Below are 24978 nucleotides of genomic sequence, written 5' to 3' on the forward strand. Positions count from 1 at the left end.
GCCTGTGGCCGGGGACCGCCCAGACGCCCCACCCTGGGAAGTTGTCCCCATGGCCCCATACTGGGCCGTGCTGTAGCGTGCCTCTCATTGGTTGAGCCTCCGACCAGTTCCGAACCGAAGGTCTCAGACATGCCAGATTCCGCAGTGATCCCTGCGACAACCACCTACCGGATGACCAGCCTCGCCTGGGCCTTGGCCGTGCACGGCGCCACGGAAACGTTGCGGGGCGAAGCCGGCGTGGACCTCTCGGGCTACCGTCCCGGGCCGGAGGTTGCCCTCCTGGCAGGGCTGGACGAACCGACCCGGGCCGGAATCGCCAGCGAGCTGACCACCGCCGGGATCACGGATGCCGCCGGAAACATCCAGCCCCAGTGGCTGCGGGCGTTGGGGCAGGCTGCAGCCGCGCCGATCCGGGTGAGCCTGGTGTCACGCTCGGGGGGCCTCTCGACGCATTGCCGGGTGGACCTCTTTGAAGGCCGCGGCATCGCCGTCGAATTTACGCGCCCGGTCGCCGCTTCCCCAGACGGAAGGGTTGCCGCGGTCAACGTCGCCGACGCCGTCACGGTCACGCTGCTCTCGGAGGCGGTCCTGTGGCCGGTGCTGGCCAGGTCGATGCCTCCGTTCTCCGAGCTGACCGCCGGGGGAGGGGGCCCGGACGCCGGCCCTGAGGATTCCGGTCCGGTCCCCGGCCGGGACGGCGCGAAGACGACGCTCTCGGCTGCCGACGTCGCCGCCCTTGCCGGCGGAGGGGCCGCCGGAGTTCCCCCCGGCGTCGCAGCCGCCGTGGCCGCGGCGAAAACCACCGTCTACCTTGAGGTGCAGTCCCGGGCCGCCGGCACCGACTTGCCGTACCGCGCGGCCGGCGTCTGGGCGTTGTCCGACAGTTTGTATTCCGTCCGCACCGGCGGACCTGCCACGGCGCGCCGCCTGGTAATGGTGGAATCCCCGGGCGGCGACATCGCCCGCCAGCTTGTTTGGCACGTGCTCGGCGCCCACGATTTACTGGCCCGTCGCACCGGCGCGGAGCCGGCGTCATGAGCCTGTACGGAATGGACCTTGAGCAAGGTGAGCATCTCGCCAAGGAACTCACCCGTGCGAGCCAGCGATTCGCGCAGCTGAGCGGGCAACTGACGCCGATCATCACGGCCGGTCTCTGGCGGGGGCCCGACGGCGAGCAGTTCCGCGGCGATTGGAAGTCCCACAGCAGGATGCTGCTGGCCGCCTCGCAGGCGTTGCGGGATGCATCCGAGGCCGTGCGGGAAAATGTCCGCCAGCAGCAGGACACCAGTTCCGGACGCACGGCTGCCGGCCAGCCCGCCGGAAGTCAGCCCGGCGGCAACGCGGCGGCGGCGCTGCTGGACAGCTTCCTGGCGGGTGCCGCCGACGCTGCCGGCGACCTGTGGGACGGAACCGGTGAGGTCATCGACACGGTGGGCGGCAAGGTCGGCGACGGCCTGAGCTGGCTGGGCGGCCGGGTTTCGGAGTCCGTGTCCAACCTCGGTGACGCGGGCGGCGACGTGGTTGGCAGTCTGGGCGACATGGGCGGCCTGGGCTGGGATTTTCTCAGCACCGGGGAGCCTCCTTCGGTCACCGAACTGCTTGCAGGCGGAACCGGGCTGCTGGCCGCCGGGCTGAATGCGAACGCTGTCCTGTCCACCGCCGGGCTCCTGCACCCGCACATCCTCGATGACGGCTCGCCGGTGGCTGGTGACCCGCACACCGTGGGCGTCGGCTCAGACCCGGCGCAGAACGGCCACCGCAGCACCCCCGTGCCCAGCAGCCTCGCGCAGATCATGGGAGGAGTCACGGCGGCCTACGACGACGGCGGCAAGGCCGGGACTCCGGACGCGGCAGTTCGGATTACCGTCGTGGACAAGGGCAGCGGGCCGGCGTACATCGTGACCATCCCGGGCACCTCGGAATGGAACGTTCGCTCAGGGTCCAACCCGATGGATACCGTCGGGAACCTGTCCTCCGCGGCCGGCAACATGTCGACGGCTTCGCAGGCCGTGGAGATGGCGATGCTCCAGGCCGGGATTCCAACCGACGCGCCGGTGATGCTGGTGGGACACTCGCAGGGCGGGATGACTGCCGCCAACCTTGCGGCCGATCCAGAGTTCCGGGGCCGCTTCGACGTCACCAACGTCATAACCTACGGTTCCCCGATCGACTCCACCCGCATCCCCAGCGACGTGAACACCCTCGCCCTGCAGCACCCGTTCGACGTCGTGCCCCGCCTGGACCTCGGCAACTCAAAGCCCGGGGGCCCCGTCCTGGTTGGCTGGGAAAGCAGCAACGGCGCCACGGTAGTCACGCTCCCCAGCCCGGCCGGCACCGGAATGGGCGACGTTATGGGCAATCACGACTACAACGCCTACGTCGCGTCCGTCGAGGCCAACGAATCCTCGGGTGCCCTCGCGGCCTACCGGAATGATCCGTCGACTCAAGCGTTCATAACCTCTGAGCCCGGCGAGCTCAGGTCAACAACGTCCGGCATCGGCCGAGCAGAATAGAGTCGTAACATGCGAAAAATGTTCACCGTACTGGCCGTGGGTCTGCTGGCCATGGTCCTGGCGGGTTGCGGGGCAAAACCGGGAGCCTCGGACACGGATTACGCCGCTAAGTACAAAGCGGCGGTCGAACAGTTGGCTCACGTCGCCAGCGTGGACGCCAGCTACAAGTCCTCCGGTGGCATGGGCCGGAGCGGGGATGTCTTTCTGCACGCCGACACCTCGGACCGGGAAGCGATGATGGGCCTCCTGCGGGATGCTTTTCCGGCGATTGTGGACGCCGCCGCCGGCGACCCGGAAGTGAATCTGGCGATCCAGGTGATCTCCTCGGATGAAGCCGCGGCTGTTTCGCCCACCGATCTGGGGTATTCCGGGGCCGGGTCTTTGACCAGTTACCGGACGTTCCTCGGCAAGTAACCGGTTCGGCCGCGACACCGGACCGTCGCAACAGGAGGCGGCGCTCGTGCGCGAAGGACGCGGCTGACCGCCTAGTTCTCCGTCAGGAGTCTCGCGTAGTTCGCCATCGAGCGCTGATACCGGGGCAAATGGGGAATGAGTGCCTCAAGCGCGACGCGGAGGGCCTCATCATGACGACCGGCGTCTCGTAGCGCCAGGGCCCGGACGGCGCTCGGTGCCCCGCCCAAAGCATGCGGGTCGGCGTGGGCGAGGATCTTTAAGGCTTCTGCCGTGTGCCCCAGGGCACGCTGCGAGCTGGCCATCTGGACATATGTTCGTGTCTGCCGGGTGGCGTCGAGCCCGGCAGCGAGCCCGGACTCGTAAAAGGAGACGGCGTCCAGAGTCAGTCCGGTTGAATCGCGGATGCAGGCGCGTTCGAAATCTGCGCGTCCGTCGGTTGCGGGTGATGCGGCAGCGAGTTCGTCCAGTTCGTCGACGATTTCGTCGCCGTCGGTCGGTGATGCCGCGAAGGCCGTCCAGAAAGCGGCCATGCGGCGCTCCCACTCGTCAATTGTCATTGGCCGATCCTACGCGCGCCCAGGTGCTCACAGGCGATCCACCGCCGCATCGGCGGGGTCGCTTGGGGGTGTCCAACAGGCCCTGTCGCCGGACGCCCGGCCTGCGTAGCGTGACGCTGTACCGTGGTGCACGATGGCTACTTCGAAACTTCTTATGGCGTACGACCGGCAGCTCCGGACGGATGCGGAGACTCCCAGTGCGGTCGCCGTCGAGCGTCTGGGCCCCTTGCGACTTGTCACCTTTGCCGGCGGCCGCGGTTTCGTGACCTATCAGGACCTCGGTGGTGCCGGTGCGGAGACAATCGGGGACTGGGTGGCGGAAGCGCTGGCGTTCTACCGTGCGGATCCGGCAGTCGTGCGGGTCGAGTGGAAGACCCGCGGCCACGATCAGGCGCCCGGACTCCATGAGGCGCTGCTGGAGAACGGATTTGTGCCTGAAGCGACGGAATCGGTCATGATCGGTCCGGCCAGCGCCTTGGCTGTGGACGTGAATCTTCCGCCCGGCGTCGGACTGCGGAGAGTGACCGAGGAACCGGACATCCGCGCGATGAGCGCCATGCAGGACAAGGTTTTTGGCAGTCCCGCCTCCGACGGCAACGCTGAGGCGATCCTGCGGCGCGTGGCACTCGACGACGGGATGGAACTGTGGGTGGCCGAGCATCAGGGGCTGATCGTCAGCGCGGGCCGTCTGGAACCGGTTCCGGACACGGAATTCGCCGGCATCTGGGGCGGGGCGACGCTCGAAGAATGGCGCGGCCGGGGGATTTACCGTGCCTTGACCTCCGCCCGTGCCCGGGCCGCGTTGGCGCTGGGCAAGAGCCTCATCCACAGCGATTCAACGGAATATTCACGACCGATCCTGGAACGCTACGGGTTGCTTCGGGTGTCAACGACGACGCCGTATTGCTGGTGTCGCTAGGCTTCAAGCCGTGACAGACTGCCGCTATGAGTATCGAGCAATGGTGGCCGAAGCTGAAGCTCTCGACGCGGGATTGGCTGATTGAAAATAACGGCGACGTCGTGCCGGCGGAGGTACTTCGTGAGATTGAGGATGCTGGCGGATCGGCCGCTTCCGGTGCCTGGTGGGTGGGTGAGTACGGGCCCTCCGGCTTCTATTTCTCGGACGAGGCCATCGACTGGATTGAGGCCGTAGGAAACGGCGAAATACCCGGCGGTCGCTGACGTCTGCAGGGATTCTCCACGTCAACCAAGAAGTGCCCCCAGCTGGCAAAGGTGGGGGCACTTGATGGAGGCCTGCCCGGCCAATCCTGACGAGTCCTTTGAGCTGCCTAGTGCGTCAGGTCCTTGCCCTTCGTTTCTGGGATGGTGAAGACGAACAGCGCGCTGACCAGCAGCAGGGCCACGGCGTACACGTTGAACACGTTGGCCAGGCCGATGGTCCCGAGCCAGGTCTGCAGGTACGGGGCGGTCCCGCCGAACACGGCCACGCAGATGGAATACGGGACGCCGACGCCGATGGTCCGGATGCTCGTGGGGAACAGTTCCGCGTAGACGGCCGGGACGATCGCGGCGCTGGCGGCAATGAAGATCAGCATCACGGACATGGCCACGGCCAGCTGCCAGGCCGAATCTTTCAGCAGCCAGGTCATCGGGAAGTGCATGACGGCGCTTCCGGCCGCACCGGCCCAGAGCACCTTTTTGCGGCCGATCTTGTCGGACAGCTTGCCCCAGAACGGCAGGGCGGCGATGAACACGATGTTGGCGACCACACTGGCCCAGAGGGTTTCACCGCGATCGATCTTCAGCGTGGTGGCGGCGTAGCTCGGGGCCACGACCCCCCAGATGTAGTAGATCACCGTGAGGCCCACGGTCAGCCCGATGACCTGCAGGGCCTGCTTGCGGTACCGCACGATCTGCGGCCAGATCGGGGCGCGCTTCTCGGAGCCCGTCTCGCCTTCGAAGGCCTCGGACTCGTGCAGCTTGGAGCGCATGATCAGCGCGTAGAGGCCCATGACGGCACCGACCAGGAACGGGATGCGCCAGCCCCAGTCATTCATTGCCTCGGTGCTCAGGGCCATGTTGAGAACGGCGCCCAGCAGCGTGCCGGCCAGGATTCCCACGGTGCCCGAGGTGTAGATCAAGGTGGCCCACAGGCCGCGCTTCTCTTTCGGGGCCACTTCGGAGAGGTATGTCTGCGACGATGGCAGCTCACCGCCGTGGGCCAGGCCCTGGATCAGCCGGGCCACCAGGAGCATCACCGAAGCCCAGACGCCGATGCTCGCGAAGGACGGCGCGACGCCGATCATGAGGCTGCCCAGCGACGCCAGGCCGACGGCGAACGTCATGGATGTCTTACGGCCGATGCGGTCGCCGATCCAGCCGAAGAGGAAGCCTCCGACCGGACGTGCCACGAAGCCGACGGCGAAGATCGCCAGCGTCGCCAGCACCGCCGAGGCGGGATCGGCCTTGCTGAACAGCTGGCTGGCGATGAATGGCGTGAACGTGGCGTAGATCGCCCAGTCGTACCATTCAACGGCGTTCCCGATGCCCGTCCCGAGGAGGGTCTTCCGCGTGGCCGCCGGGCTGGAGAGCCTGGGATTGGTGATGGTGGTCATGATGTCTCCGGGGAAGTAGGGCTAGGAAGCGGGGGATGTGGGGTGGACGGCGGACGCCAGGGCCGCGATCCGGGCGATGGCGAGCTCGGCGTAGAGCGCCGCGCCGTCGGCGAGGACGCCGTCGTCGAACGTGGCGTACGGGGAGTGGTTGAAAGCGGTTTCGGTGTGGTCCGCTTCCGGGGCGACGGCGCTGAGCCCGATGAAGGTGCCCGGCACCTCGGCCATCACCCGGGAGAAGTCCTCGGAGCCGCTGAGGGGGGTGGCCCAGCGGGTCAGCCGGGACTCCCCGAACAGGTTCCGGATGGTTTTCTCCGCGGTGAGGGTCTCGTCTTCGTCCGTGATGCTCAGCGGGTATTCCCCGCGGTATTCAACATCCACTTCCAGCCCGTGAGCGTGGGCGATGCCCTTCACGAGCATGGGAACCGCGGTCATCATCCGTTCGCGGGAGGCGTGGGAGAACGTCCGGACGGTCGCCTCGATGCGCGCCGATTCGGGGATGACGTTGCGGGTGGTGCCCGCGTGCAGGACGCCGACTGTCAGGACGACCGGGTCGAACATGTTGAACTGTCGGGTGATCATGACCTGCAGCGCGGTCACCATCTCGGCGGCCGCGGTGACGGGGTCCTTGGCCGCGTGCGGGGCGGAGCCGTGGCCGCCGGCGCCCAGAACGGTAATGAACAGCCCGTCCGAGGCGCTCAACATCACGCCCGGCTTCGTGGCGAACTGGCCGTACGGCTCCAGCGAGGAAAAGACGTGCATGCCGTAGGCGGCGTCCGCGCGCCGGCCCGCGGCGTCCAGCACCCCTTCGCGGATCATGTGCCCGGCGCCGTCGTAGCCCTCCTCGCCCGGCTGGAACATCAGGACCACGTCGCCGGCCAGCTGCTCGCGGCGTTCGGCCAGCAGGGTGGCCGCCCCGGCCAGCATCGAGGTGTGGAGATCGTGTCCGCAGGCGTGCATCGCACCGTCGACCCTGGAGGAGAAGTCGACGCCGGTGCGCTCCTGGACGGGGAGGCCGTCCATGTCCGCGCGCAGCAGGACAACAGGTTTGTCGGCCGAAGCGTGCGGCGCACCGCCGCGCAGGACCGCGGTGACCGACGTCGTGGTGTCGCCGAGGGTGATTTCGTACGGCAGGCCGTCGAGGGCTTTGAGAACTTTCTCCTGGGTGCGGGGGAGTGCCAGGCCGATCTCCGGCTCCTGGTGCAACTCGTGGCGCAACCGGGTGATCTGGTTGTGCAGTTCCCTGGCATCGGCGGTGACCGACATATGTTCCCTCTTCCCGAACGATTGGTAAGTACTAGCACCCATTGTGGAGTGACTGGAGTCACATGCCGGGGAGTGGCTGGAAAAATGCAAAAGTATGATGGTTAGAACAGGAATCGTGCATCGCTGGAGGGGGTCACGTGGACATTAGTGAGGAAGACCTTCAGCTGATCAACGCACTGCAGATCGCGCCGCGGATCAGCTGGGCGGATGCCGCCGGCATTCTGGGCGCCCACGCCACCACCCTGGCTGCCCGCTGGGACCGGCTCAAGGCCTCCGGCACCGCCTGGAGCACGGCCCATCTGATCGGCGACCCGAAGCAGATGTGCCTGGCGCTGGTGGACGTGGACTGCGAAATGAAGCTGCGCGCCGACGTCACGGCCGCGCTGGCGGCCATCCCCGAGGTGGTCACGGTGGAGGAGGCGGCCAGCAACCGTGACCTCATGCTGACGGTCATCACACCCACCCTGGCCCACTTCAGCGGCCACGTGATGCCGCAGTTCAGGAAGATCCCGGGCCTCACCAAGTACCAGACGTCGCTGTGCACGCGGCTGCACTCCGGCGGGTACGCGTGGCGGCTGAACGTCCTGGACAAGTCGCAGAAGGCGGCGCTCCAGGCGCTGGCGGGGCCCGAGGCCGCCGGTCTGGCCTCGGCCGGGAACCAGGGTGCGCCGCTGCCGCGGAGCCACCTGGATCTGATCCCGTTCCTGGCCAGGGACGGCCGGGCGGCGGCGGCGGACATCGCCCGCGCCCTGGGCCGCAGTCCGGCCACGGTCCAGCGGCAGCTGAACCGGGTGCTGGCCAGCCAGGTCCTCTCGTTCCGCTGCGAAATCGCGCAGAAATACTCGGGATATCCGGTGGCCTGCCAGTGGTTCGCCAACGTCCCGCCGGGCCAGCATGAGGCCGCCGCGGCGGAGCTGCGCAGCTTCCGCAACATCCGGCTCAGTGCCTCCACCACCGGCCGCACCAACTTCGTGATCCTGATGTGGCTGCAGTCCCTAGCGGACGTCATGAACGCCGAGAAGGCCCTGCAGCTGCGGATCCCCGGAATCCAGCTCGTGGAAAGTGTGGTGGTGCTCAACGCCGCCAAACGGGTCGGCTGGATGCTGAACCCGGATTCGACGGCGACCGGCGCCGTGGTCCCCGCAGCTGAGCTGGCACCGACTGCGTGAGCCCGGAGAAGCAGGCCGCTCTGCGAGTCCGTCTTGCGGCCTGGTTTTTCTTATTGCTTGGGCCACTTCACGTTCAACAGCAGCAATCCCAGCAGGAACGCGTCAATGGTCATGATGGCGGCCATGAGGTAGGCCCAGCCGATCATCATGGGTTGCTCACCGACCGAAAGCCCGCAGTGTGGGGGTGCATCCGAATGCCCGTGACAATCTCCTGACCTGGAATCCCCCCAGACACTCGATAGTCGTCCCAGTGTGCCACGGGGGCGCCCGCGAGGGAACGGCGGAGACGCGCAGCTGAAGACAGCCACTTCTGTCCGCGTCTAGCCGGCAAGCAAAGCAGCCACGTAGTGGAGCTGGCTGACCCAGTGGTGTTCCTGCCCGCCCTCGTGGTTATTGAACCGGTAGACCTCGATCGACTTGGGAGGGGAAGCCTGCGCGGAGCCCGCCGCTCCTGTGCCGTAGGCGTTGTAGGCGGCGAAGACCGTGGACGGCGGGCAGATATCGTCCATTTGCGCCACCGAGAACAGGGCAGGCGCCGTGGCACGCCGGCCCAAGTGCACGCCGTCGAAGTAGTTCAGGACCGCAAGCGCGGGCTCATAGCGGTCCCGGTGGCGGCCCAGGAAGCTGGCAATTTCCGGGTATGGGCCGCGCGGGGCGATGTCGATGGCGCGGGGGAAGTCCTGCAGGAACGGCACATCTGCCATTGTGCACACAATGCCGTTCAGCCGCCCGGCCGCCAGCCCGGCGGCGGCGATCGCCAGGCCGCCGCCCTGGCTCAGGCCCGCCAGCAACACCTTCGTGGCATCCACCTCGGGATGACTCTGGGCAGCCTCGACGGCCCTGAACGCGTCGACGAAGACGCGGCGGTAGTAGTAGTCCTCCTTGGCGGAAATGCCGCGCGTCATCAGCCCCGCGTAGGCCACGTCTCCGGCCGAAACGTGCGGGTCCGGGGTCTCGCCGAGGATGCCGCCGTAGCCCTGGCCGCGCGTGTCCATGATGAACTGCGCGTAGCCTGCCTGCGCCCACTTCGTGTCCTGCTGGACCAGGCCGCGCCCGCCTGAATAGCCGATGTACTGCACCACCACGGGCAATGCGCGTCCGGGGTCCCGGTTTGACGGCAGGTGGAGCCAGCCCTTGATCCGGGCCCCTCCGAAGCCTGCGAATGAGACGTCGAAGCTGTCAATGACACTGAGGTGGTTCTCCACCGGCGTGTAGATGGCGCCGAGCGGGAATTCCCGGGCCTCGGCAATGGTCCGGTCCCAGAACTCGGTGAAGTCCCCGGGCTCGACGGCGGATGATGAATAGCTGCGCAGCTGATCCAGCGGGAGGTCGAAGAGGGGCATAAGGTCTCCAGGGTTTGGGCAGGCGGTTCGCAGGTGATCCTACGTCCCATCTTGGGCCATTTCACCCTGTAGTTCCGTGAATGGCAAAAAAAATTCTGGTAGTAGTAAAATGAGACATTGGACGTCCCATCTCCTGTAGGCTGATTTACAAGAGTGGTCGATCACAGCCACGGCCAGAAGGAGTGACATGAGCATCGAATCCCAGGTAGTGTCTCCGGCCCGCTTCAGCGCTCAAATCAGGTCCCATGCGCTGCAGACGCGCATTATGGACCTCATCCTAGAACAGGGACTGGACGTCGGGGACGCATTGCCCACCGAAAGTGAGCTGTCGGCGGTGCTGGGTGTCGGGCGCAACACTGTCAGGGAATCCCTGAAAGTACTTCAGGCGCTAGGGGTGATCGAGATCCGGCATGGGTTCGGCATGTTCGTCGCACCGAACAACTTCAGCGCGCTGACCGACGGGCTGGCCTTCCGCGGCCGGCTGTCGCTTCGGCACCGGGGCGAAGAGGCCATGGAGCTGATTGACGTGCGTCAAGCGCTGGAATCCGGCCTCATCGGGTCCGCGATCGACCTCATGACCGACGGGCAGCTCGGCGACCTCCGCGGCACCATGGAACTGATGGAAGCGGCTGCGGAAGCGGGGCAACCCCTGGCCGAACTGGACGCGGAATTCCACCGCAAGCTCTACGCCCCCCTGAACAACGAGCTGCTCATCAATCTCATGGACGTCTTCTGGAAGGTCTATCGGCAGATCCATCAGGCCCTGGGCTCAGGCCCTGTCGACCTGGCAGAGCAGGCCCGCGTCCACTGGGAGATCTACCAGGCCGTAGCCGACAAGGACAAGACCCTGGCCTCCGAGCGACTGCAACGCCACTTTGATGGCATCCGACTGAAACTCAAGGACGTCGCGGCCCGGTAGCTGTCCGCCGGGGCCAAACCGCCCACGCCCAAATGGAGAACCACCGAAGAAAGCGCTTCCCGTGATGGAAATTTTTGTTGTGCCCAACGCCGGGGGAACCGGCGCCGTTGCTGCCGGCATCCTGGCCGCCGTCATCCGCAGCCGCCCCGACGCCGTCCTCGGCGTTGCCACGGGAGGCTCACCCCTGCCCGTGTACGAGGCCCTGGCGGGCCACCGTCTGGACATGTCCGGTGTGCGCGGTTTCGCGCTGGATGAGTATGTCGGGCTGCCAGCGGGCCATCCGCAGAGCTACGCCGAAGTGGTGCGCCGCGAAGTGACGGAACGGCTGCACCTGGACCCCGCCCGTGTCTTCGTCCCCGACGGCGGTGCGGCGAATCCTCAGGAGGCGGCGCAGGACTACGACCGCGCCATCGCACGGGCCGGCGGGATTGACGTGCAAATCCTGGGGATCGGACACAACGGGCATCTGGCCTTCAACGAACCGGGCTCCGCCCTGGACTCGCGCACCCGGGTGGAAGCCCTGACGGAGCGAACACGCCGGGCCAATTCCCGGTACTTCGACAGCCCCGGTGATGTCCCCCTGCGCTGCATTACTCAGGGCCTCGGAACGATTATGGAAGCCCGGCAGTTGCTGCTCGTGGTTCATGGGGAGGACAAGGCCGACATCCTCTGCGAGGCGCTGACCGGTCCCGTTTCCCCCGAGTGCCCGGCCTCAGTGCTGCAGCTGCACCCGCACGTGACAGTGGTCGCCGATGAGGCAGCGGCGGCGCGGCTCGCGGACGTCCCGGCAGCATCCGGCGGCGGAACGGAACCGGTCAAGGTGCGTGCGGCAGCAGCCGTCGCCTGAACCGGTCGCCGCCCGAGACGGGCGGCAACCGGCGGCGGATCAGGCGGGGAGGCCCAGGAGCTGCCCGCCGCGCAGAACAGCGGCCAGTTCGAAGTGCTGGTCGACGGCGATGATGTCGGCGCGCATTCCGGCGCGGAGGCTGCCGATTTCGGATTCCAGGCCCAGGACGCCTGCGGGGACGAGGGATGCCGCCATCACGGCATCGGCAGGGCGTACCCCCGCCGCGATGGTCGTGCGGACAACCGCCAGCAGGGTCGCCGTTCCTCCGGCGAGGGCGCCGTTGCTCCGCAGCGTGGCCACCCCGCCGAGCACCACAACGTCGGAGGGGCCCAGCACGTAGTCCCCGTCGGGCAGCCCGGTTGCCGCCATCGAGTCCGTCACCAGAGCGATGTTCCCGGCTCCGGCCAGATCAAAGACCATCCGGACTGTCTCCGCGTCCAGGTGGACCCCGTCGCCGATGAGTTCGACCACGACGGACCCGGCGGACGCCAGCCGCAGGCAGGCCGCGACCGGCCCGGGGCTCCGGTGGTGCAGCGGCGGCATTCCATTAAACAAGTGGGTCACGGTTGGCCGGGCGTGCCGTCCGAAACGTCCCGTGGCGCTGCCAATCAGGTCCGCGGCGTTCGCCAGGGAGGCAGCTGTCGTCCGGGCATCGGCGTCGGTATGGCCCAGCGAGGGGGTGACGCCGGCCTCGGTGAGCATCCGGACCAGCTCGCCGGCGCCCGGAAGCTCGGGGGCGTAGGTCATCGTCCGCAGGGTCCCGTCCGCGGCCTCCAGCATGTGCCGGAGCATGTCCGGATCGGGGTCGCGGAGCCAGTGCGGGTTCTGCGCGCCGCAGCGGGCGTGCGAGAGGAACGGCCCTTCGGAATGGATGCCCGCGATGAGCCCGTCGGCGGCCAGCGCCTTGAGTACGCCGAGCGACCGGAGCAGTTCACCGCCGGAGGCTGTGACGAGGCTGGCCAGCAGTGTGGTGGTCCCGTTGCGGTGCAGGAAGTCCACGGCCTGCCGGCACGCGTCATCGTCGCCGGTCGGGAATCCGCCGCCGGCGGCGCCATGGCAATGCAGGTCCACGAGCCCGGGCAGAAGTGAGCTGCCGTGCGGCAGCGGGATCTCTTGCGCATCGGGAAACTGCGCGGCATCGAAGCCGCTGCCGGGTCCCGCGTAGGCAATCCGGCCACCAGCCACCGCCACCACGGAGTCCGCGGCACAGGCGCCGTCGCTGAGGAGGGTTCCCCGCAGGACGTAGCCGGGGGCGGTCGCGGTGTGGCGGGATTCCGTCATGGAGTCAGTCCTCAGGAGTGAAGCGCGGCGGTGAACCAGCCGGTAATGGTGGCCGGGTGGGTGATGGCGGTGCCGACGACGACGGCGAACGCGCCGGCGTCGAGCGCCTGGCGGGCCTGGCCCGGCGTGTGGATCCTGCCTTCGGCGATGAGTGGCCTCCCGAGGCCGGCCGCGGCGATCTGCTCCAGCAGCTCCAGGTCAGGTCCGTGGGTTTTGGCGCGTTCACCGGTGTAGCCGGCGAGGGTGGTGCCGATCAGGTCCGCCCCGGCCTCGACCGCGGCCGCAGCGTCGTCGAATGAGCCGCAATCCGCCATGACGAGCGCCTGGGAGCCGGCCCGGACCCCGGCGACGGTCGCGGCCAGGCTCAACCCGTCCGGTCGCGGGCGGCGGGTGCCGTCGATGGCTACGACGTGCGCTCCGGCATTGGCCACGGCCATGGCATGCCGCAGCGTCGGGGTGATGAAGACGCCGTCATGGCCGTCCTTCCAGAGCCCGATAACCGGGACCTCGACGGCGGCGCGGGCGTGCTGGATATCGGCCAGCCCCTGGACCCGGACGGCCGCGGCACCGCCGATGACCGCCGAGGCCGCGAGTTGCGCGGTGGTGCGGGGGTCCCGCATCGGTTCACCGGGGTATGCCTGGCAGGAAACGATGAGCTGGGAGCGGAGGGACTCAAGGCCCGCGGGGGTAAGGATCATGTCTGCCTGGTTTCTGTTGTGCGGCCCGGTGGAGGCGGACGGGGGTCAGTTGAAGACTAGCCTTGCGGCGCCGACGATGGCTGCGGAATTTTCCAGCGTGGCGCGGAGGACAGGCACACGCACCAGCGGGTCCAGGAGCTCCCGGCGCAGGGCGGCTTTCATGGGCTTCCACCACAGCTCACCGGCGTCGGCCAGGCCGCCGGAGACCACCACGATCTCGGGGTCCAGCACGTTGACGAGGCCGCCGACGGCCTGGCCGGCGGCAGCGGCCGCCGTGCTGACGGCCGTGCGGGCCGCAGGGTGGCCGTCGTGCGCCAGTGCAAATACCGCGCGGGTATCCGGGACGGCGGCGGACCCGCCCAGCCGCAGGAAAGCCGCGTGGATGGCCGGTCCGGAGGCCACGGCTTCCACATGGCCGGAGCCGCCGCAGGTACACGGCAGCGCCTCGGCGCCCGCGTACGCGTACGGGGACGCGAAGTGTCCGACGTGACCGCCCACGAAGCGGTGGCCAAGGACTGGCCGGCCGGCCAGCACCAGGCTTCCGCCCACGCCGGTTCCGAAGGCGATCAGCAGCGAGCTCGCCGTCCCGGCCGCCGCCCCGCGCCAGGCTTCGCCGAGCGCATGGGCGTGGACGTCATTCACGGCGCGGACCGCGCCGGGGGGAAGCCCCAGCCGCCGGGCCAGGCCCTCGGCCAGCGCCGTCCCGGCCCAACCCTGGATGGCGTCCGTCGCGGAAACCACCACACCGCGCCCGGCATCGACCACCCCGGCGGAGCCCACCCCCACCCCGACGACGGAGAGGCCGTCGGCCTGGGCGCGGAGCAGCATCCGGGAAACGAGCGCCGCGGTGGCGTCCACGACAGCCTCGCTGCCGGAACGGTTCAGCGTCGGAATCGTCTCCGAGAACAGCAGTGCGCCGTCCTCCGAGACCACCCCGGCCGCCGTCTTGGTGCCGCCAAGGTCCACGCCGACAGCGTGCGCCATGTTTCTCCTCAGTCCTGGGTCGTTGCGGGCGTGCTGGACAGAGCCTAGATCAGGCCGTTGCGTTCGAGGATGACCTTGATCGCGGTGGTCTCGTCCTCGTTCAGCGCGGGCATCGGCGAGCTCATGGTGTTGGACTCGATGATGCCCATGAGCTGCAGCGCCGTCTTGAAGGCACCCAGGCCCGCCGCGCCGCCGGAGACCCGGCCGTTGGGGGTGTAGACGATCTCGAACAGGTCGGCGATGCGGTCCTGTTCGGCGGCAGCCCTGGCCCAGTCGCCGGCTGCTGCGGCGTCCATGAGGTTCCGGTAGCCGCGGGGGTCCACGTTGCCCAGACCCGGGACGACACCCTGCGCTCCGCCGAGGAGGGCGCCGTCGACGACGACCTCGTGACCGGTGAAGATGTCGAAGTTGGGGATGTCCCGGGCGGCCAGCAGGAGCTGGCGGAAACCGACGTCGTCGCCGGAGGAGTCCTTGACGCCGGCGATCACGCCGTCCCGGCCGAGCCGGACCAGCAGGTCGGTGGGCAGCTTGAAGTGAGTCCGGACGGGGACGTCGTAGGCGAAAATCGGTGTGCTGACGGCGTCGTGGATGGCGCGGAAGTGGGTTTCCGTCTCCTCCGCGTTGCCGATCGCGTAGTACATCGAGGTCACCACAATCGCGTCGGCGCCGAGGTCGATGACCTTGCGGGCCTCCTCGATGACGCGGTTCGTGGTCTGTTCGTTGGCTCCGACGATCAGCGGAACGCTGCCGGAGTTGGTGGCGGCGATGGTGCTGACGACGAGCTCGCGCTCGGCGTTCGTCAGGTAGGGAACCTCGCCGGAGGATCCGAGGACGAAGAGGCCGGACACGCCGCCGTCGAGGAGGTGCCGGGTGAGGTTCTGCAGCGAGCCGGTGTCGATGCTGCCGTCGGCGTGGCGGGGGGTGACGACCGGGGGGATGACGCCCTGGAATTGGGTAGACAAAGGTAGCTCCAATGATGGTTCGGTGGACTGGGACAAGATGGGGGAATCAGGGGTGCAGCAGGCTGGGCGCGGCGCCAAGCAGCTTCTTGGTGTAGTCGTTGCTGGGATGGTCGAAGACCTGCGCGGCCGGCCCCTCTTCGACAATTTCGCCGAAGTACATGACGCAGATCCGGTCCGAGACATAGCGGACCGTCTGGATATCGTGCGAGATGAAGACCATGCCGAGGTTCAGCTGGGTCTTCAGGTCCGAGAGCAGGTTCAGCACCTGCGCCCGCACCGAGACGTCCAGCGCCGAGGTCGGCTCATCCGCGACAATGATGTCCGGGTCCAGGGCCAGAGCGCGGGCAATGGCAACGCGCTGGCGCTGGCCGCCGGATACCTGCGACGGCGTGACCTCGGCGGCGGAGTAGGGCAGCCCGACGAGCGCGAGCAGGTCCTTGACCTTCGCGGCCCGCGTCGCCGCGGTGCCGATCCCGTGGATCTTGAGCGGGTCGGTGAGGATATCCTGGATGGTCATGCGGGGGTTGAGCGCCGTGGAGGGGTCCTGGAAGACCACCGAGACCGTGCGGCCAAATTCCTTGCGCAGGGCGGCGTTCCGCTTGATGGCGGGCTTCCCGTGGAACAACACCTCACCTGACGTGGGGGTCTGCAGCCCCACCAGCACGGAGGCCAGGGTGGATTTGCCGCAGCCGGATTCGCCGACGATCCCCACGGTCTCGCCGCGGCTGATGGTGAAGTCCACCCCGTTGACGGCCTTGACGATGTTGGGCCGGAAGAGGCCGCCGGTGCGGGCCCGGTGGTGGACCTTGACGTTTTTCAGTTCAATCACGGGTTTCCCGGTTGATGTGCTCACTTGGCATCCTCCTTGAGGTGGCTGGCCCAATAGTGGTCGCTGGCTTCGCCACCGGCGGACTCCACAGCCGTCAGGACGAGCCGCTGGTCCGGGTTGGCGTCGGGCCGCAGCGAACGGGGGGCGAACCTGTCGCCGGCGGCGAACTCCCGGGGCGAGGGCACGGTGCCGGGGATCTGGTGCAGCCGGGCGGCGTCGGCCTCAATGGAGAGCACGGCGCCGAGCAGTCCGCGGGTGTATTCGTGCTGGCGGTTCTGCAGCAACGCGGATGCCTGCGCGGACTCCACGACCTGCCCGGCATACATCACGGTGATGCGGTGCGCGAGCGACGCCACCAGGGCGAGGTCGTGGCTGACGAACACCATGGCGAAGCCCAGCTGTTCGCGCAGCTCGTTGAGCAGCTGCACCACCTGGTGCTGGACGGTCACGTCCAGGGCGGTGGTGGGCTCGTCCGCGACCACGATGCGGGGGGAGCGGGACAGCGCCATCGCGATCAGGACACGCTGCCGCTGGCCGCCGGAGAGCTCATGCGGGTAGCTGGCGAGGGTGCGGACGGGGTCCAGTTTGACCATTTCCAGAAGCTCGGCCGGCGTCTTGCGACCGCCGCGGCGGGTGAGCTGTTCCAGCTGGTCCTTGATTTTCATCGAGGGGTTGAGCGAGCTCAGCGCGTCCTGGTACACCATGGCGATCTGCTGGCCCCGCAGCCCTTCGTAGGCCTTGGCGCTGCTGTTGCCGGTTGCGGGGTCCAGCAGCTCCTTGCCGTCGAAGGTGATCGAGCCGGAGATCTTGGCCGTCTTGGGCAGCAGGCCCATGATGGCCAGCGAGGTGATGGACTTGCCGCAGCCGGATTCGCCGACGAGCCCCATGGTTTCACCCTCGCGGACGCTGAAGGAGACGTTGTCCACGATGGCGGTGTCGCCGAAGCGGCCGGGGAAGCGGATGGAAAGGTTCTTGACCTCAAGGACCGTGCGGGCGCTATCCGGGACCTGGGGGAGGCGGTCCGTCCGGACGGCCTCGACGGCGGTCAGCAGCTTCAGCTCCTGGTCCAGCAGAGCGTGCGAGGTGACCGTCGAGGCCTCCCTCTCCTGCGGGAATCCGGCTTCGGGAACGGCATCGCCGGCGGCGCCGCGGACGCCGTCGAGCTCATGCTGCTCCACCACGGAGCCCTGGGCCACGGACGTGCCGATCTCGGCGTCGACGGCGACGGCGGCGGGGGAGGACCCGTCGTCGTCCTTCACGACAGGGGCCCGGCGGAGCTTCGGATTCACCATGGCATCGGTGAGGCCCTCGGCCAGGATGTTCAGGGCGAGCACCGTGAGCAGGATGGTGAGGCCGGCGAACGTGGTGGCCCACCAGCCGCCGGAGAGGACAAGGTTGCGGCCATAGGAGATCACATTGCCCCACGACGGTGCGGGGTCCTGGACTCCGGCGCCGAGGAACGAGAGCGAGGCCTCGAGAATGATCGCGTCCGCGACCATCACCGTCGCGAAGACCAGGACCGGGGCCGCGGTGTTGCGGACGATGTGCTTCAGCAGGAGGTAGAACCGCCCGGCCCCGATCACCCGGGCGGCCCGGACATAGTCTTCCCCGTATTGGGAGAGCACGTTGGCGCGCACCACCCGGGCGAGCTGCGGCGTGTAGATCACCGCGATGGCCACGATGATGGTGGGCACCGTGTTGCCGAACGCGGCCAGCAGCACCGCGGCCAGGGCGATGCCCGGGAAGGCCATGAGGATGTCCATGAGCCGCATGATCAGTTCGTTGACGGGTTTGCTGGAGGTCGCGGCGAGGGAGCCGAGCAGCGCACCGGCGGCGACGGCCAGCGAGACCGCGCCCAGGCCGATCATCAGGGAGGACTGGGCGCCGTAGAGCAGGCGCGAGAAGATGTCGCGGCCCAGCCGGTCGGTGCCGAAGAGGTGCTCGCCGCCGGGCGCCGTCGCCGGAATGAAGGACTCCAGGGGATCGTGCGGGGCGATGAGGGGCGCAAAGACGGCGGACAGGGTGATGGCCACCAGGAAGACGAGGGCGAGCCGGGAGGTCCAGGGGAGGGCCTTGAACCGGACACCGGGGGCGCTGAGGCGCTCAGCGAGTTTGCTGCGCATGGGTCAGACCGTCCTGATTCGGGGGTTGATGAGCAGGTAGAGAAGGTCGACGGCGATGTTCACGAGCACGAAGGTGACCGAGATGGTCAGGACCACGCCCTGCACCAGGTTGACGTCGAGGTTGGTGATGCCGTTGAGGATCAGCTGGCCCATGCCGGGCAGCGCAAAGATCATTTCAATCACGACGGCGCCGCCAAGCAGGTAGCCGATCCGCAGTCCCAGCACGGTCACCGGGGTGACCAGGGCGTTCCGGAGGACGTTTTTGGACACGACCTCCCGGTAGGGGACACCGTTGCCGATTGCTGTCCGGACGTAGTCGCGGTCCAGTTCCTCGACCATCGAGGTGCGGACCACCCGGATGAGGGAGGCGGAGACCGGGATGGCGAGGGCCAGGGCCGGGAGCGTCATCGAGTTCAGCCACCCGCCGAAGCCGGATTCGGGCGCCGCGATGCCGCCCGACGGGAAGGAGGGGTTGGCGCCGAGGGCGAACCACTGGATCAGCAGGATGCCCAGCCAGAAGGACGGCGTTGCCACGGCTGCGATGGAGAAGACCCGGACCAGTTGGTCCTGCCATTTGTCCCGGTACAGTGCGCCGATGATGCCGAACGGAAGCGACAGCATGACGGCGATCAGCACCCCGAGGAAGGTGAGCTGGAGGGTCAGTGGAAACGCGGTGGCGATCATGTCGGCCACCGATTTCGCCGGCGGTGTGGTGACTCCGAGGTCGAACTGGAGCAGCTTTGCCAGGAACCGGAAGTACTGCAGCACCAGTGGGTCGTTGAGGCCGTTGTTCTGGCGGTATTGTTCCTTGGCTTCCTCACTGGCGCCGTCGCCAAGTGCGCTGCTCGCCTGGTCGCCGGGGGCGGCCTGCAGGACGAGGAATACCAGCAGGGTAATGCCCAGGATCATCAGGGGCAGCGCAGCAAGTCTGCGGCCCAGCAGACGCAATATCGTGACCAAAGTTGTCTCCGGAATTCGTGGAAGTGTGTCCCGGCCTCAGCCGGCGCGGGTGGCAAGTACTGCGGTCCGGGCGGAAGGGGGGCCCGCCCGGACTGCAGTCATTCGGCCTGGATCAGGCGGTGCGGCCGACGCCGATGAAGCCGACTCCGGTGGTTGGCAGCGGCTTGAAGCCACTGAGCTTCTTGGCATCCCAGGCGCTGGGAAGCTGGCGGTGGAAGATCGGGTACAACGGGAGCTCCTCGGACACCAGATCCACGATATCGCCGGTCATTTTCTTCGCCTCAGCCTTGGTGGACTGGCCGGCTTTTGCCATGAGGTCCACCAGAGTGGCCCTTTCCGGAGTGGAGGCCCAGTATGCCCGGCCCTTCATCCAGGTGTCGCCGGCGTAGAACCAGCTCAGCAACAGGTCGGCGTCGTTGCCGAAGACGGAGGGATCGCCCGGGGCGGCGACGACGGAGTAGTCTCCCTTGCCCACGCGGTCCGTGTACAGCGCGCCGGACTGGAGGTTCTTCAGGGTGACCTTGACGCCGGGGATCTTGTTCCAGGATTCCAGCATCAGCGGGGCCACATCCTTGACCCAGGCCGTGTCCGTGGTGAGCAGCTCGAACGCGAGGTTCGTGACACCGGCCTGCTTCAGCAGGTCCTCGGCCTTCTTGGGGTCATAGCCGTAAACGTTCTTGGCCTTGACGTAGTCCGGGTGCCCCTCCTGGAAGTAGGAGCTGGCGGCCTTGGCGTTCCCGAACAGCGCCTTCTTGATGATGGAGTCCTTGTCCAGGCCATAGTGCAGGGCCTGGCGGACCAGCTTGTTGTCGAACGGGGCCTGGGCGCAATTGAACATCAGGAAGAGCAGGCCGAAGGACTGGACGGATTCCACGGTCGCCTTCGATTTCAGTCCCTCAATGTCGAGGTAGGGAACATCCTCGATCGCCTGCACACGGCCGGACTGAATCGCCGTGACACGGGCGGCCGCGTCGGAGAGCAGGAGCCAGTTCATGCCCTTGGCCAGTGCGGGCATGGGGCCGTTGTAGTCCGGGTTTGCCTCAAACACGATCTTGTCGTCCTTGACTGCGGAGACCAGCTTGTACGGGCCCGTGCCGACCGGCTGCGCGTCGAATGCCTTGAGCTGGTCGGAGCCGAGCGGGAAGTTCGCCACGGCCTTGGGGACGATCTTGACGACGGAGATACGCGGGGCGAAGCCGGGGAAGGCGTACTTCAGCGTGAACTCTACGGTCTTCGCGTCGACGGCCTTGACGTCCTGGATGAACGGGATGAACTGGGAGAACAGCGATTTGTTCGCAGGGTCCATCACGCGGGTGAAGGAGAAGACCACGTCCTCGGCGGTGACCGGGGAACCGTTGTGGAACTTGGCACCGTCGCGGAGTGTCACCTGGTACGTGGTGTCGTTGATCTGCTTGGGATCGGCGGCAGCGAGGGCGTTATATGGCTCGCGGGTGGCGGGATGCAGTTCCACTAGGCCCTCGTAGACGTGCAGGTTGGCGGCCAGCGGCGTGGCGCCGGAGGACGACAGCGGGTCGAACCCGGTCGACAGGGCGTATGAGATGCCCACTTCGATGATGAGGTCTTTGTTGATCGGTGCGGTGTTGGCGGCAGCTCCCGCCGTCGTGGTGGCCGCACCGCCGCAGGCGGCGAGGGAGGTCGTGAAAGCCGCGGCCACGCCCAGCGCGCCCGACAGCTTGAGGAAGCTCCGGCGGCTGGCGTCATTGACCAGCGGCAAGTTCGTTGATGTCCTGCTCATAATTTGCCTCACCATTCGAATATATTTATCGGATGTAGGACGTCCGATGCTTGTAGAGAAAACTGTAAGGGGCATCACATGGGCCCGTCAAGCGGATGAGGTGCCGCACGCCGGCGGACCCACAAGTCGACGTCCGCAGCGAAGAGCTGTCAGCTATCCCGGCCATCCGCGGCCTCGAACTTCCCTACCGCGCGTGGGGAGGGGATCCGTGGCCCGCCGGGGCGGACGCCGGGTGGTCAGCCGTAGTCACTGCAATCCCAGGAACCATGCAACGGGTCGCCGGGGACGCCCGGTTCGGTCTCGCCTCCTCGGACCGGGAAGGTCGTCGGGCCGCCCTTGACTTCACGGCGGGCATCCTGAGCCATGTCGCGGACCTTCGGGATCACGGGCACCGGGTGGAGGCGGTCGCGCTGCACTCCGCACCGTCCGGGCATGGCTCCCCGGCTGCCTTCGCGGAGTCGCTCGGGGAAATCCTTGGGTGGGACTGGCAGGAGACCTCCCTGGTGGTCGAACACTGCGACACTCCGCGTGCCGGGCTGGTTCCCGAAAAGGGTTTTCTCTCATTCCGTGACGAGACCGATATCGTCCGGGCGTTCCGGGAGCAGGGCCGGGACGTCGGCATGCTCGTGAACTGGGCCCGGTCCGTCATCGAGACCGGCGGGAGCCGCACGGCCGCAGACCACGTGGCCGGGGCACGCGAGGCCGGCGTCCTCAGCGGGCTGATGTTCTCCGGTTGCTCGCCGGAAACCACCGAGTTCGGGTATCCGTGGATCGATGCCCACCTGCCCGCCGTCGAGGTCGAGGGGGCCCCGGCCAGCTCCCTGCTCAACGCCCGCGAGATCGCCCGATGTCTCGGCGAAGCCGCCGAACCGCCGATCATCGGTCTCAAGATCGGCTTGCCCCGGGAAGCTGTAGCAGCCTCCGAGCGGGCAGCGCGGGTGCGGCAAATGTGCGCGCTCGTGATGGCGAACGCCGGCTGAAAGGCGGATCCCAGGCCCCAAAGGGGCCTCAGGGGCCGAGGCTAGTCTCCACCTGAACCGCACCCGTGGCCAGGTCGAAATGGAATATTCGCCCGATTCGCACGTCCTGATCGCCGTAGGTCCCTTCGCCAACGAAGGTGAGCGTGAGGACGCCCCGGGCCACGTCCTGGTCCGTGACCGTGTAGCTGGGCGTGAAATAGAGGGTTTCCTCGGCCGGGGCAAGATCCGCGGCCGAGAATGCCTCGGCGCCGGGTCCGGACAGCCGGACGGCCGTTGCCGTCCGGGCGCCGTCATTCCGGGTTCTTCCCGTGAAGGCAAGGATGTCGCCTGCTTTGTAACCGGGGATGATCACGCCATAGTTCAGGTCCTGCGCCTCGCGGCTCCCGATGACCTGTGTGCCGGGCGAGTAGCCCAGGCCGATCTCCTTCCACGTCTGTACACCCCAGTCCCCGCTGTCCGAGGAGATGCTGTGGAACTTCCCGACGTTCTGCCAGACGGCGGGCCGGCCGGGGGTGACGGAGCGCAGTTCCATGTCGAAGACGAGACCGGCCCCCGAGGTGGCAGGCGAAATGATCTTGGCGGCGGTCAGCTGGGCCGAAAGCTGCTGGGCCGGGAGGGAACAGAAGACGATTTCCCGGTACCCCTGGCGCTCATACAGGACGCCGATATTGCCGTCTGGCAGCCGCGTCGCCGTCGAATAGGCTGAGCTGCCCGGGCAGAGAACCAGCTTGGCGGGCCAGGTCAGCCCATTGTCGGGGGAAAGGCTGAGGACCGTGTTGCGCCGCAGCCCGGTGTCGTGATTGTTGCTGGCCAGGAGCCACGAATTTGTGGACTCCGAGGCGAAGGTTCCCAGGACCGGCGCGCCGTCAAAACGCACCAGCGAGCCGTTGTCGCTGGGATCAGGCAGGTCCTCGACCGGAAGCAAGGGACCCCAGCTGTGGCCGCCGTCCTCCGATACGGCCGCGAGGCGGCGGGGAGTGGCCCGGCTGTGCAGGAGGAGCCGGCCGTCCGCGAGGGCGGCGACCTTGTTCTCGTTGGGGCCGATTCCGCCGGGCCCGGCGCCGAGAAGTTCCCCGAGCGTCCAGTTTTCGCCGTGGTCATCGCTGTAGGCGGAGGCTGCCATGATGGCCCCGCCGGCCAGGACGACAAACTGCTGCACCAGACGTCCGCGGAACGGCCCCGTATGGATCTGGATACCCTGCCCCGCGGACGCGAAGATCCCCGTGATGGCGGGAGCCTCGCGGCCGGAGATTCCGGCTGCGGCCCGGCGGACCTTCAATTGTCCGGTGATCCGCCGGTGCTGCCAGGTCAACCCGTCGTCATCGGAGAAGCTGACATCGCAGTGTTGCACCTCGTCTTCCGGTTCCAGTCCTGTCCTGGCTTCGAAGAAACCGGCGTGGGTCCCCGCGGCGTGGAACATGAAGATCCGTCCGGTTTCGGCATCAACCAGCAGGCTCGGGTCGCCATAGCCGTGCAGCCCGACGCCGGTTCGCACCACCTGCTGGCTCTCCCAGGTCCGCCCGCCATCGGTGCTGCGGCGCAGTAAAAGATCAATCGGGCTCGGGAGATCATCGAGGTTGGGACGGCCATCGTAGGCAGCAAGGACGGTGCCCCGCAGTGAGACGGCCAGAGCCGGGATCCGGTATTGCCGGTATCCGCCGGCACCGCGGACCGCGAGCACGTGCTCAACGTCGGGACGGGCCAGCGGAATATCCGGGGACCCAACAAGGTGAAGGTGGGATGTCATATGTCCATCCTAGGGCGCTGGCCCGGGGCTCCGCGGCGGCGATCCGGAGGCGGGGGCGGCAGACATGGGCGATATGTCGTAGGGCGGGCGGTGAAATTCTTTGCATCTCTTTTGCCTCCGCGTGGGTTCCATAATGTGCGCGAACCCCGACGACTGGCATTAAAAAAATAAGTGGGTATGGTGATGGGTAGGTAGCGTTTAGAAAGGCGTGATTCCAGTGTCAGAAAAGTCTCCCAGAAATAGTAGTACCAAAAAAACGGGAAAATCGATTCTCGAAAAGAGAGCCGAAAAAAGGGCAAAAACCGAAACCAGCGAAAATCTCTTCGCAAAGCCGCGCAAAAATCAGCGGTGACACGGCGCCCATGGCGGCCCACCGGCCGCATGGGCGCCCGAGTCCCCTTTGCCGCTAAGGGTTCGGACTTAATTCGATTCGGGAGCCGAATTTGCACGCGGAGCGACAGGTGCCGGGGTGTATCTAAATGCCCGAAACGGGCCGCCTAATTCCCGCCTGGGCCACATGTCAAAACTTTCGGGGTCGGCGCCCGTTCAATCACAGAAAGGATGAGTCATGCGCGCGAAACGCATTGCCCTGATTATCCCGGCAGGCCTACGTGAGCCCATCCGCGCCGAAAGAATCAACACGGCCCTGGTCGCGCGACAGACCCTGGTTGAAGGAAACGTCGAAGCAATCACCGGTAAGGATTGGCACGTTTATCTGAACGACGAGGCAGACTTTATCCCGCTGCCACTCAATCCCCGTGCCGAAGTGCTGATCCGCGAAGCAGGTTTACCTCTCGGGGAGACCGTCAGCGGGACGGCTGTGTTCCTCGGCCACGAGGACAACGGTGATGAAGCAGATGCGCCGGCACACCTGCTCCAGCTGGCCGAACGCCTCTTCTGCACCGCGCTGGCCGCCTAGCAACAAGGGAAGATCCGCGCAGCGAAGCCCTTTTCAATCGCTGCACCGGGGGCAACGGTCTGAAGCTAGCGCAGCACGACGGTTCGGTTGCCCTGAAGGAAGACGCGGCCTTCGCAGTGCCAGCGGGGCGCCCTTGAA

Annotated in this window: 23 protein-coding genes; 10 read left to right on the plus strand and 13 right to left on the minus strand. The window is 67.2% G+C overall.

Annotated elements, in window-relative coordinates; genetic code table 11:
• Positions 1-129 precede the first annotated feature (129 nt).
• From ACZYZ5_RS15820 to ACZYZ5_RS15830, 3 genes are read left to right on the plus strand one after another with little or no spacing between them, the layout of a single operon-like run.
• Positions 130-1038: a hypothetical protein gene (locus tag ACZYZ5_RS15820; protein ID WP_463902936.1), complete on the plus strand. Its 909-nt coding sequence runs from the start codon at positions 130-132 to the stop codon at positions 1036-1038.
• Positions 1035-2513 (plus strand): PGAP1-like alpha/beta domain-containing protein, encoded by a 1479-nt coding sequence (locus ACZYZ5_RS15825; protein WP_463902938.1) that lies wholly within the window; start codon positions 1035-1037, stop codon positions 2511-2513. The genes ACZYZ5_RS15820 and ACZYZ5_RS15825 overlap by 4 nt, the downstream gene beginning before the upstream one ends.
• 18 nt (positions 2514-2531) lie before the next feature.
• Positions 2532-2927 (plus strand): hypothetical protein, encoded by a 396-nt coding sequence (locus tag ACZYZ5_RS15830; RefSeq protein WP_463902940.1) that lies wholly within the window; start codon positions 2532-2534, stop codon positions 2925-2927.
• Positions 2928-2998: 71 nt separating this feature from the next.
• On the opposite strand, the gene ACZYZ5_RS15835 is transcribed toward ACZYZ5_RS15830, so the two are convergent.
• Complete coding sequence (locus ACZYZ5_RS15835) at positions 2999-3484, minus strand: tetratricopeptide repeat protein (RefSeq protein ID WP_463902941.1); 486 nt, start codon at positions 3482-3484, stop codon at positions 2999-3001.
• 133 nt (positions 3485-3617) lie between these two features.
• Between ACZYZ5_RS15835 and ACZYZ5_RS15840 the strand changes: the two genes are divergently transcribed.
• Positions 3618-4403 carry a GNAT family N-acetyltransferase gene (locus ACZYZ5_RS15840; protein WP_463902942.1) on the plus strand — a complete coding sequence of 262 codons (786 nt, stop codon included), beginning with the start codon at positions 3618-3620 and terminating at the stop codon, positions 4401-4403.
• A gap of 26 nt (positions 4404-4429) precedes the next feature.
• Positions 4430-4666, plus strand: coding sequence for a hypothetical protein (locus tag ACZYZ5_RS15845; protein ID WP_463902944.1), 237 nt, complete (start codon positions 4430-4432; stop codon positions 4664-4666).
• A gap of 107 nt (positions 4667-4773) precedes the next feature.
• Here the strand turns inward: ACZYZ5_RS15845 and ACZYZ5_RS15850 are convergent, their stop codons facing one another.
• Both ACZYZ5_RS15850 and ACZYZ5_RS15855 read right to left on the minus strand, forming a co-directional pair.
• Complete coding sequence (locus ACZYZ5_RS15850; protein ID WP_463902946.1) at positions 4774-6060, minus strand: MFS transporter; 1287 nt, start codon at positions 6058-6060, stop codon at positions 4774-4776.
• Between the two features lie 21 nt (positions 6061-6081).
• A complete protein-coding gene (locus ACZYZ5_RS15855) occupies positions 6082-7323 on the minus strand; it encodes a M20 metallopeptidase family protein (protein ID WP_463902948.1) in 1242 nt (413 codons plus the stop codon).
• A gap of 137 nt (positions 7324-7460) precedes the next feature.
• On the opposite strand from ACZYZ5_RS15855, the gene ACZYZ5_RS15860 reads away from it, so the two are divergent.
• Entirely contained in the window at positions 7461-8492 is a 1032-nt protein-coding gene (locus ACZYZ5_RS15860; RefSeq protein WP_463902949.1) for an Lrp/AsnC family transcriptional regulator, read from the plus strand.
• A gap of 320 nt (positions 8493-8812) precedes the next feature.
• On the opposite strand, the gene ACZYZ5_RS15865 is transcribed toward ACZYZ5_RS15860, so the two are convergent.
• Entirely contained in the window at positions 8813-9835 is a 1023-nt protein-coding gene (locus tag ACZYZ5_RS15865; protein WP_463902951.1) for an acetylxylan esterase, read from the minus strand.
• A 187-nt stretch (positions 9836-10022) separates the two neighbouring features.
• Here ACZYZ5_RS15865 and ACZYZ5_RS15870 point away from each other — a divergent pair, with 187 nt between their 5' ends.
• Positions 10023-10754, plus strand: a complete 732-nt coding sequence (locus ACZYZ5_RS15870; RefSeq protein WP_463902952.1) for a FadR/GntR family transcriptional regulator — start codon at positions 10023-10025, stop codon at positions 10752-10754.
• A gap of 64 nt (positions 10755-10818) precedes the next feature.
• The gene (locus ACZYZ5_RS15875; protein WP_463902954.1) at positions 10819-11601 is read left to right on the plus strand and encodes a glucosamine-6-phosphate deaminase; all 783 of its coding nucleotides are present in this window, start codon (positions 10819-10821) and stop codon (positions 11599-11601) included.
• A 39-nt stretch (positions 11602-11640) separates the two neighbouring features.
• Here the strand turns inward: ACZYZ5_RS15875 and ACZYZ5_RS15880 are convergent, their stop codons facing one another.
• The 8 genes from ACZYZ5_RS15880 to ACZYZ5_RS15915 form a co-directional block, all read right to left on the minus strand.
• Positions 11641-12882, minus strand: a complete 1242-nt coding sequence (locus ACZYZ5_RS15880; protein WP_463902956.1) for an N-acetylglucosamine-6-phosphate deacetylase — start codon at positions 12880-12882, stop codon at positions 11641-11643.
• An 11-nt stretch (positions 12883-12893) separates the two neighbouring features.
• Positions 12894-13580, minus strand: a complete 687-nt coding sequence (locus ACZYZ5_RS15885; RefSeq protein WP_463902957.1) for an N-acetylmannosamine-6-phosphate 2-epimerase — start codon at positions 13578-13580, stop codon at positions 12894-12896.
• 45 nt (positions 13581-13625) lie between these two features.
• Positions 13626-14564 carry an ROK family protein gene (locus ACZYZ5_RS15890; protein ID WP_463902959.1) on the minus strand — a complete coding sequence of 313 codons (939 nt, stop codon included), beginning with the start codon at positions 14562-14564 and terminating at the stop codon, positions 13626-13628.
• Positions 14565-14608: 44 nt separating this feature from the next.
• On the minus strand, positions 14609-15526 hold the full coding sequence (locus ACZYZ5_RS15895; RefSeq protein ID WP_463902961.1) for a dihydrodipicolinate synthase family protein: 918 nt from the start codon (positions 15524-15526) through the stop codon (positions 14609-14611).
• 46 nt (positions 15527-15572) lie between these two features.
• The gene (locus tag ACZYZ5_RS15900) at positions 15573-16379 is read right to left on the minus strand and encodes an ABC transporter ATP-binding protein (protein WP_307457530.1); all 807 of its coding nucleotides are present in this window, start codon (positions 16377-16379) and stop codon (positions 15573-15575) included.
• Positions 16376-18478 carry a dipeptide/oligopeptide/nickel ABC transporter permease/ATP-binding protein gene (locus ACZYZ5_RS15905; RefSeq protein ID WP_463902962.1) on the minus strand — a complete coding sequence of 701 codons (2103 nt, stop codon included), beginning with the start codon at positions 18476-18478 and terminating at the stop codon, positions 16376-16378. The genes ACZYZ5_RS15900 and ACZYZ5_RS15905 overlap by 4 nt, the downstream gene beginning before the upstream one ends.
• A gap of 3 nt (positions 18479-18481) precedes the next feature.
• Positions 18482-19438 carry an ABC transporter permease gene (locus ACZYZ5_RS15910; protein WP_463902963.1) on the minus strand — a complete coding sequence of 319 codons (957 nt, stop codon included), beginning with the start codon at positions 19436-19438 and terminating at the stop codon, positions 18482-18484.
• A 112-nt stretch (positions 19439-19550) separates the two neighbouring features.
• Positions 19551-21209, minus strand: a complete 1659-nt coding sequence (locus ACZYZ5_RS15915; RefSeq protein ID WP_463902965.1) for an ABC transporter substrate-binding protein — start codon at positions 21207-21209, stop codon at positions 19551-19553.
• A gap of 80 nt (positions 21210-21289) precedes the next feature.
• Between ACZYZ5_RS15915 and ACZYZ5_RS15920 the strand changes: the two genes are divergently transcribed.
• Entirely contained in the window at positions 21290-22174 is an 885-nt protein-coding gene (locus ACZYZ5_RS15920; protein ID WP_463902966.1) for a DUF4862 family protein, read from the plus strand.
• A 28-nt stretch (positions 22175-22202) separates the two neighbouring features.
• On the opposite strand, the gene ACZYZ5_RS15925 is transcribed toward ACZYZ5_RS15920, so the two are convergent.
• Positions 22203-23921, minus strand: a complete 1719-nt coding sequence (locus ACZYZ5_RS15925) for a sialidase family protein (protein WP_463902968.1) — start codon at positions 23919-23921, stop codon at positions 22203-22205.
• Between the two features lie 568 nt (positions 23922-24489).
• Here ACZYZ5_RS15925 and ACZYZ5_RS15930 point away from each other — a divergent pair.
• Positions 24490-24840 (plus strand): DUF3846 domain-containing protein, encoded by a 351-nt coding sequence (locus tag ACZYZ5_RS15930; RefSeq protein WP_463902969.1) that lies wholly within the window; start codon positions 24490-24492, stop codon positions 24838-24840.
• The last annotated feature ends 138 nt before the right edge of the window (positions 24841-24978 follow it).

It is taken from the genome of Pseudarthrobacter ribosi (assembly GCF_055412865.1).

Excerpts from the sequence above, each read along its gene's own strand:
- ACZYZ5_RS15870 (WP_463902952.1), top strand. The coding sequence starts at position 10,023 with ATGAGCATCGAATCCCAGGTAGTGTCTCCGGCCCGCTTCAGCGCTCAA.
- ACZYZ5_RS15820 (WP_463902936.1), top strand. The coding sequence starts at position 130 with ATGCCAGATTCCGCAGTGATCCCTGCGACAACCACCTACCGGATGACC.
- ACZYZ5_RS15915 (WP_463902965.1), bottom strand. The coding sequence starts at position 21,209 with ATGGTGAGGCAAATTATGAGCAGGACATCAACGAACTTGCCGCTGGTC.
- ACZYZ5_RS15855 (WP_463902948.1), bottom strand. The coding sequence starts at position 7,323 with ATGTCGGTCACCGCCGATGCCAGGGAACTGCACAACCAGATCACCCGG.
- ACZYZ5_RS15920 (WP_463902966.1), top strand. The coding sequence starts at position 21,290 with ATGAGGTGCCGCACGCCGGCGGACCCACAAGTCGACGTCCGCAGCGAA.
- ACZYZ5_RS15845 (WP_463902944.1), top strand. The coding sequence starts at position 4,430 with ATGAGTATCGAGCAATGGTGGCCGAAGCTGAAGCTCTCGACGCGGGAT.
- ACZYZ5_RS15885 (WP_463902957.1), bottom strand. The coding sequence starts at position 13,580 with ATGATCCTTACCCCCGCGGGCCTTGAGTCCCTCCGCTCCCAGCTCATC.
- ACZYZ5_RS15875 (WP_463902954.1), top strand. The coding sequence starts at position 10,819 with ATGGAAATTTTTGTTGTGCCCAACGCCGGGGGAACCGGCGCCGTTGCT.
- ACZYZ5_RS15905 (WP_463902962.1), bottom strand. The coding sequence starts at position 18,478 with ATGCGCAGCAAACTCGCTGAGCGCCTCAGCGCCCCCGGTGTCCGGTTC.
- ACZYZ5_RS15930 (WP_463902969.1), top strand. The coding sequence starts at position 24,490 with ATGCGCGCGAAACGCATTGCCCTGATTATCCCGGCAGGCCTACGTGAG.
- ACZYZ5_RS15925 (WP_463902968.1), bottom strand. The coding sequence starts at position 23,921 with ATGACATCCCACCTTCACCTTGTTGGGTCCCCGGATATTCCGCTGGCC.
- ACZYZ5_RS15865 (WP_463902951.1), bottom strand. The coding sequence starts at position 9,835 with ATGCCCCTCTTCGACCTCCCGCTGGATCAGCTGCGCAGCTATTCATCA.
- ACZYZ5_RS15880 (WP_463902956.1), bottom strand. The coding sequence starts at position 12,882 with ATGACGGAATCCCGCCACACCGCGACCGCCCCCGGCTACGTCCTGCGG.
- ACZYZ5_RS15825 (WP_463902938.1), top strand. The coding sequence starts at position 1,035 with ATGAGCCTGTACGGAATGGACCTTGAGCAAGGTGAGCATCTCGCCAAG.
- ACZYZ5_RS15850 (WP_463902946.1), bottom strand. The coding sequence starts at position 6,060 with ATGACCACCATCACCAATCCCAGGCTCTCCAGCCCGGCGGCCACGCGG.
- ACZYZ5_RS15840 (WP_463902942.1), top strand. The coding sequence starts at position 3,618 with ATGGCTACTTCGAAACTTCTTATGGCGTACGACCGGCAGCTCCGGACG.
- ACZYZ5_RS15890 (WP_463902959.1), bottom strand. The coding sequence starts at position 14,564 with ATGGCGCACGCTGTCGGCGTGGACCTTGGCGGCACCAAGACGGCGGCC.
- ACZYZ5_RS15835 (WP_463902941.1), bottom strand. The coding sequence starts at position 3,484 with ATGACAATTGACGAGTGGGAGCGCCGCATGGCCGCTTTCTGGACGGCC.
- ACZYZ5_RS15830 (WP_463902940.1), top strand. The coding sequence starts at position 2,532 with ATGTTCACCGTACTGGCCGTGGGTCTGCTGGCCATGGTCCTGGCGGGT.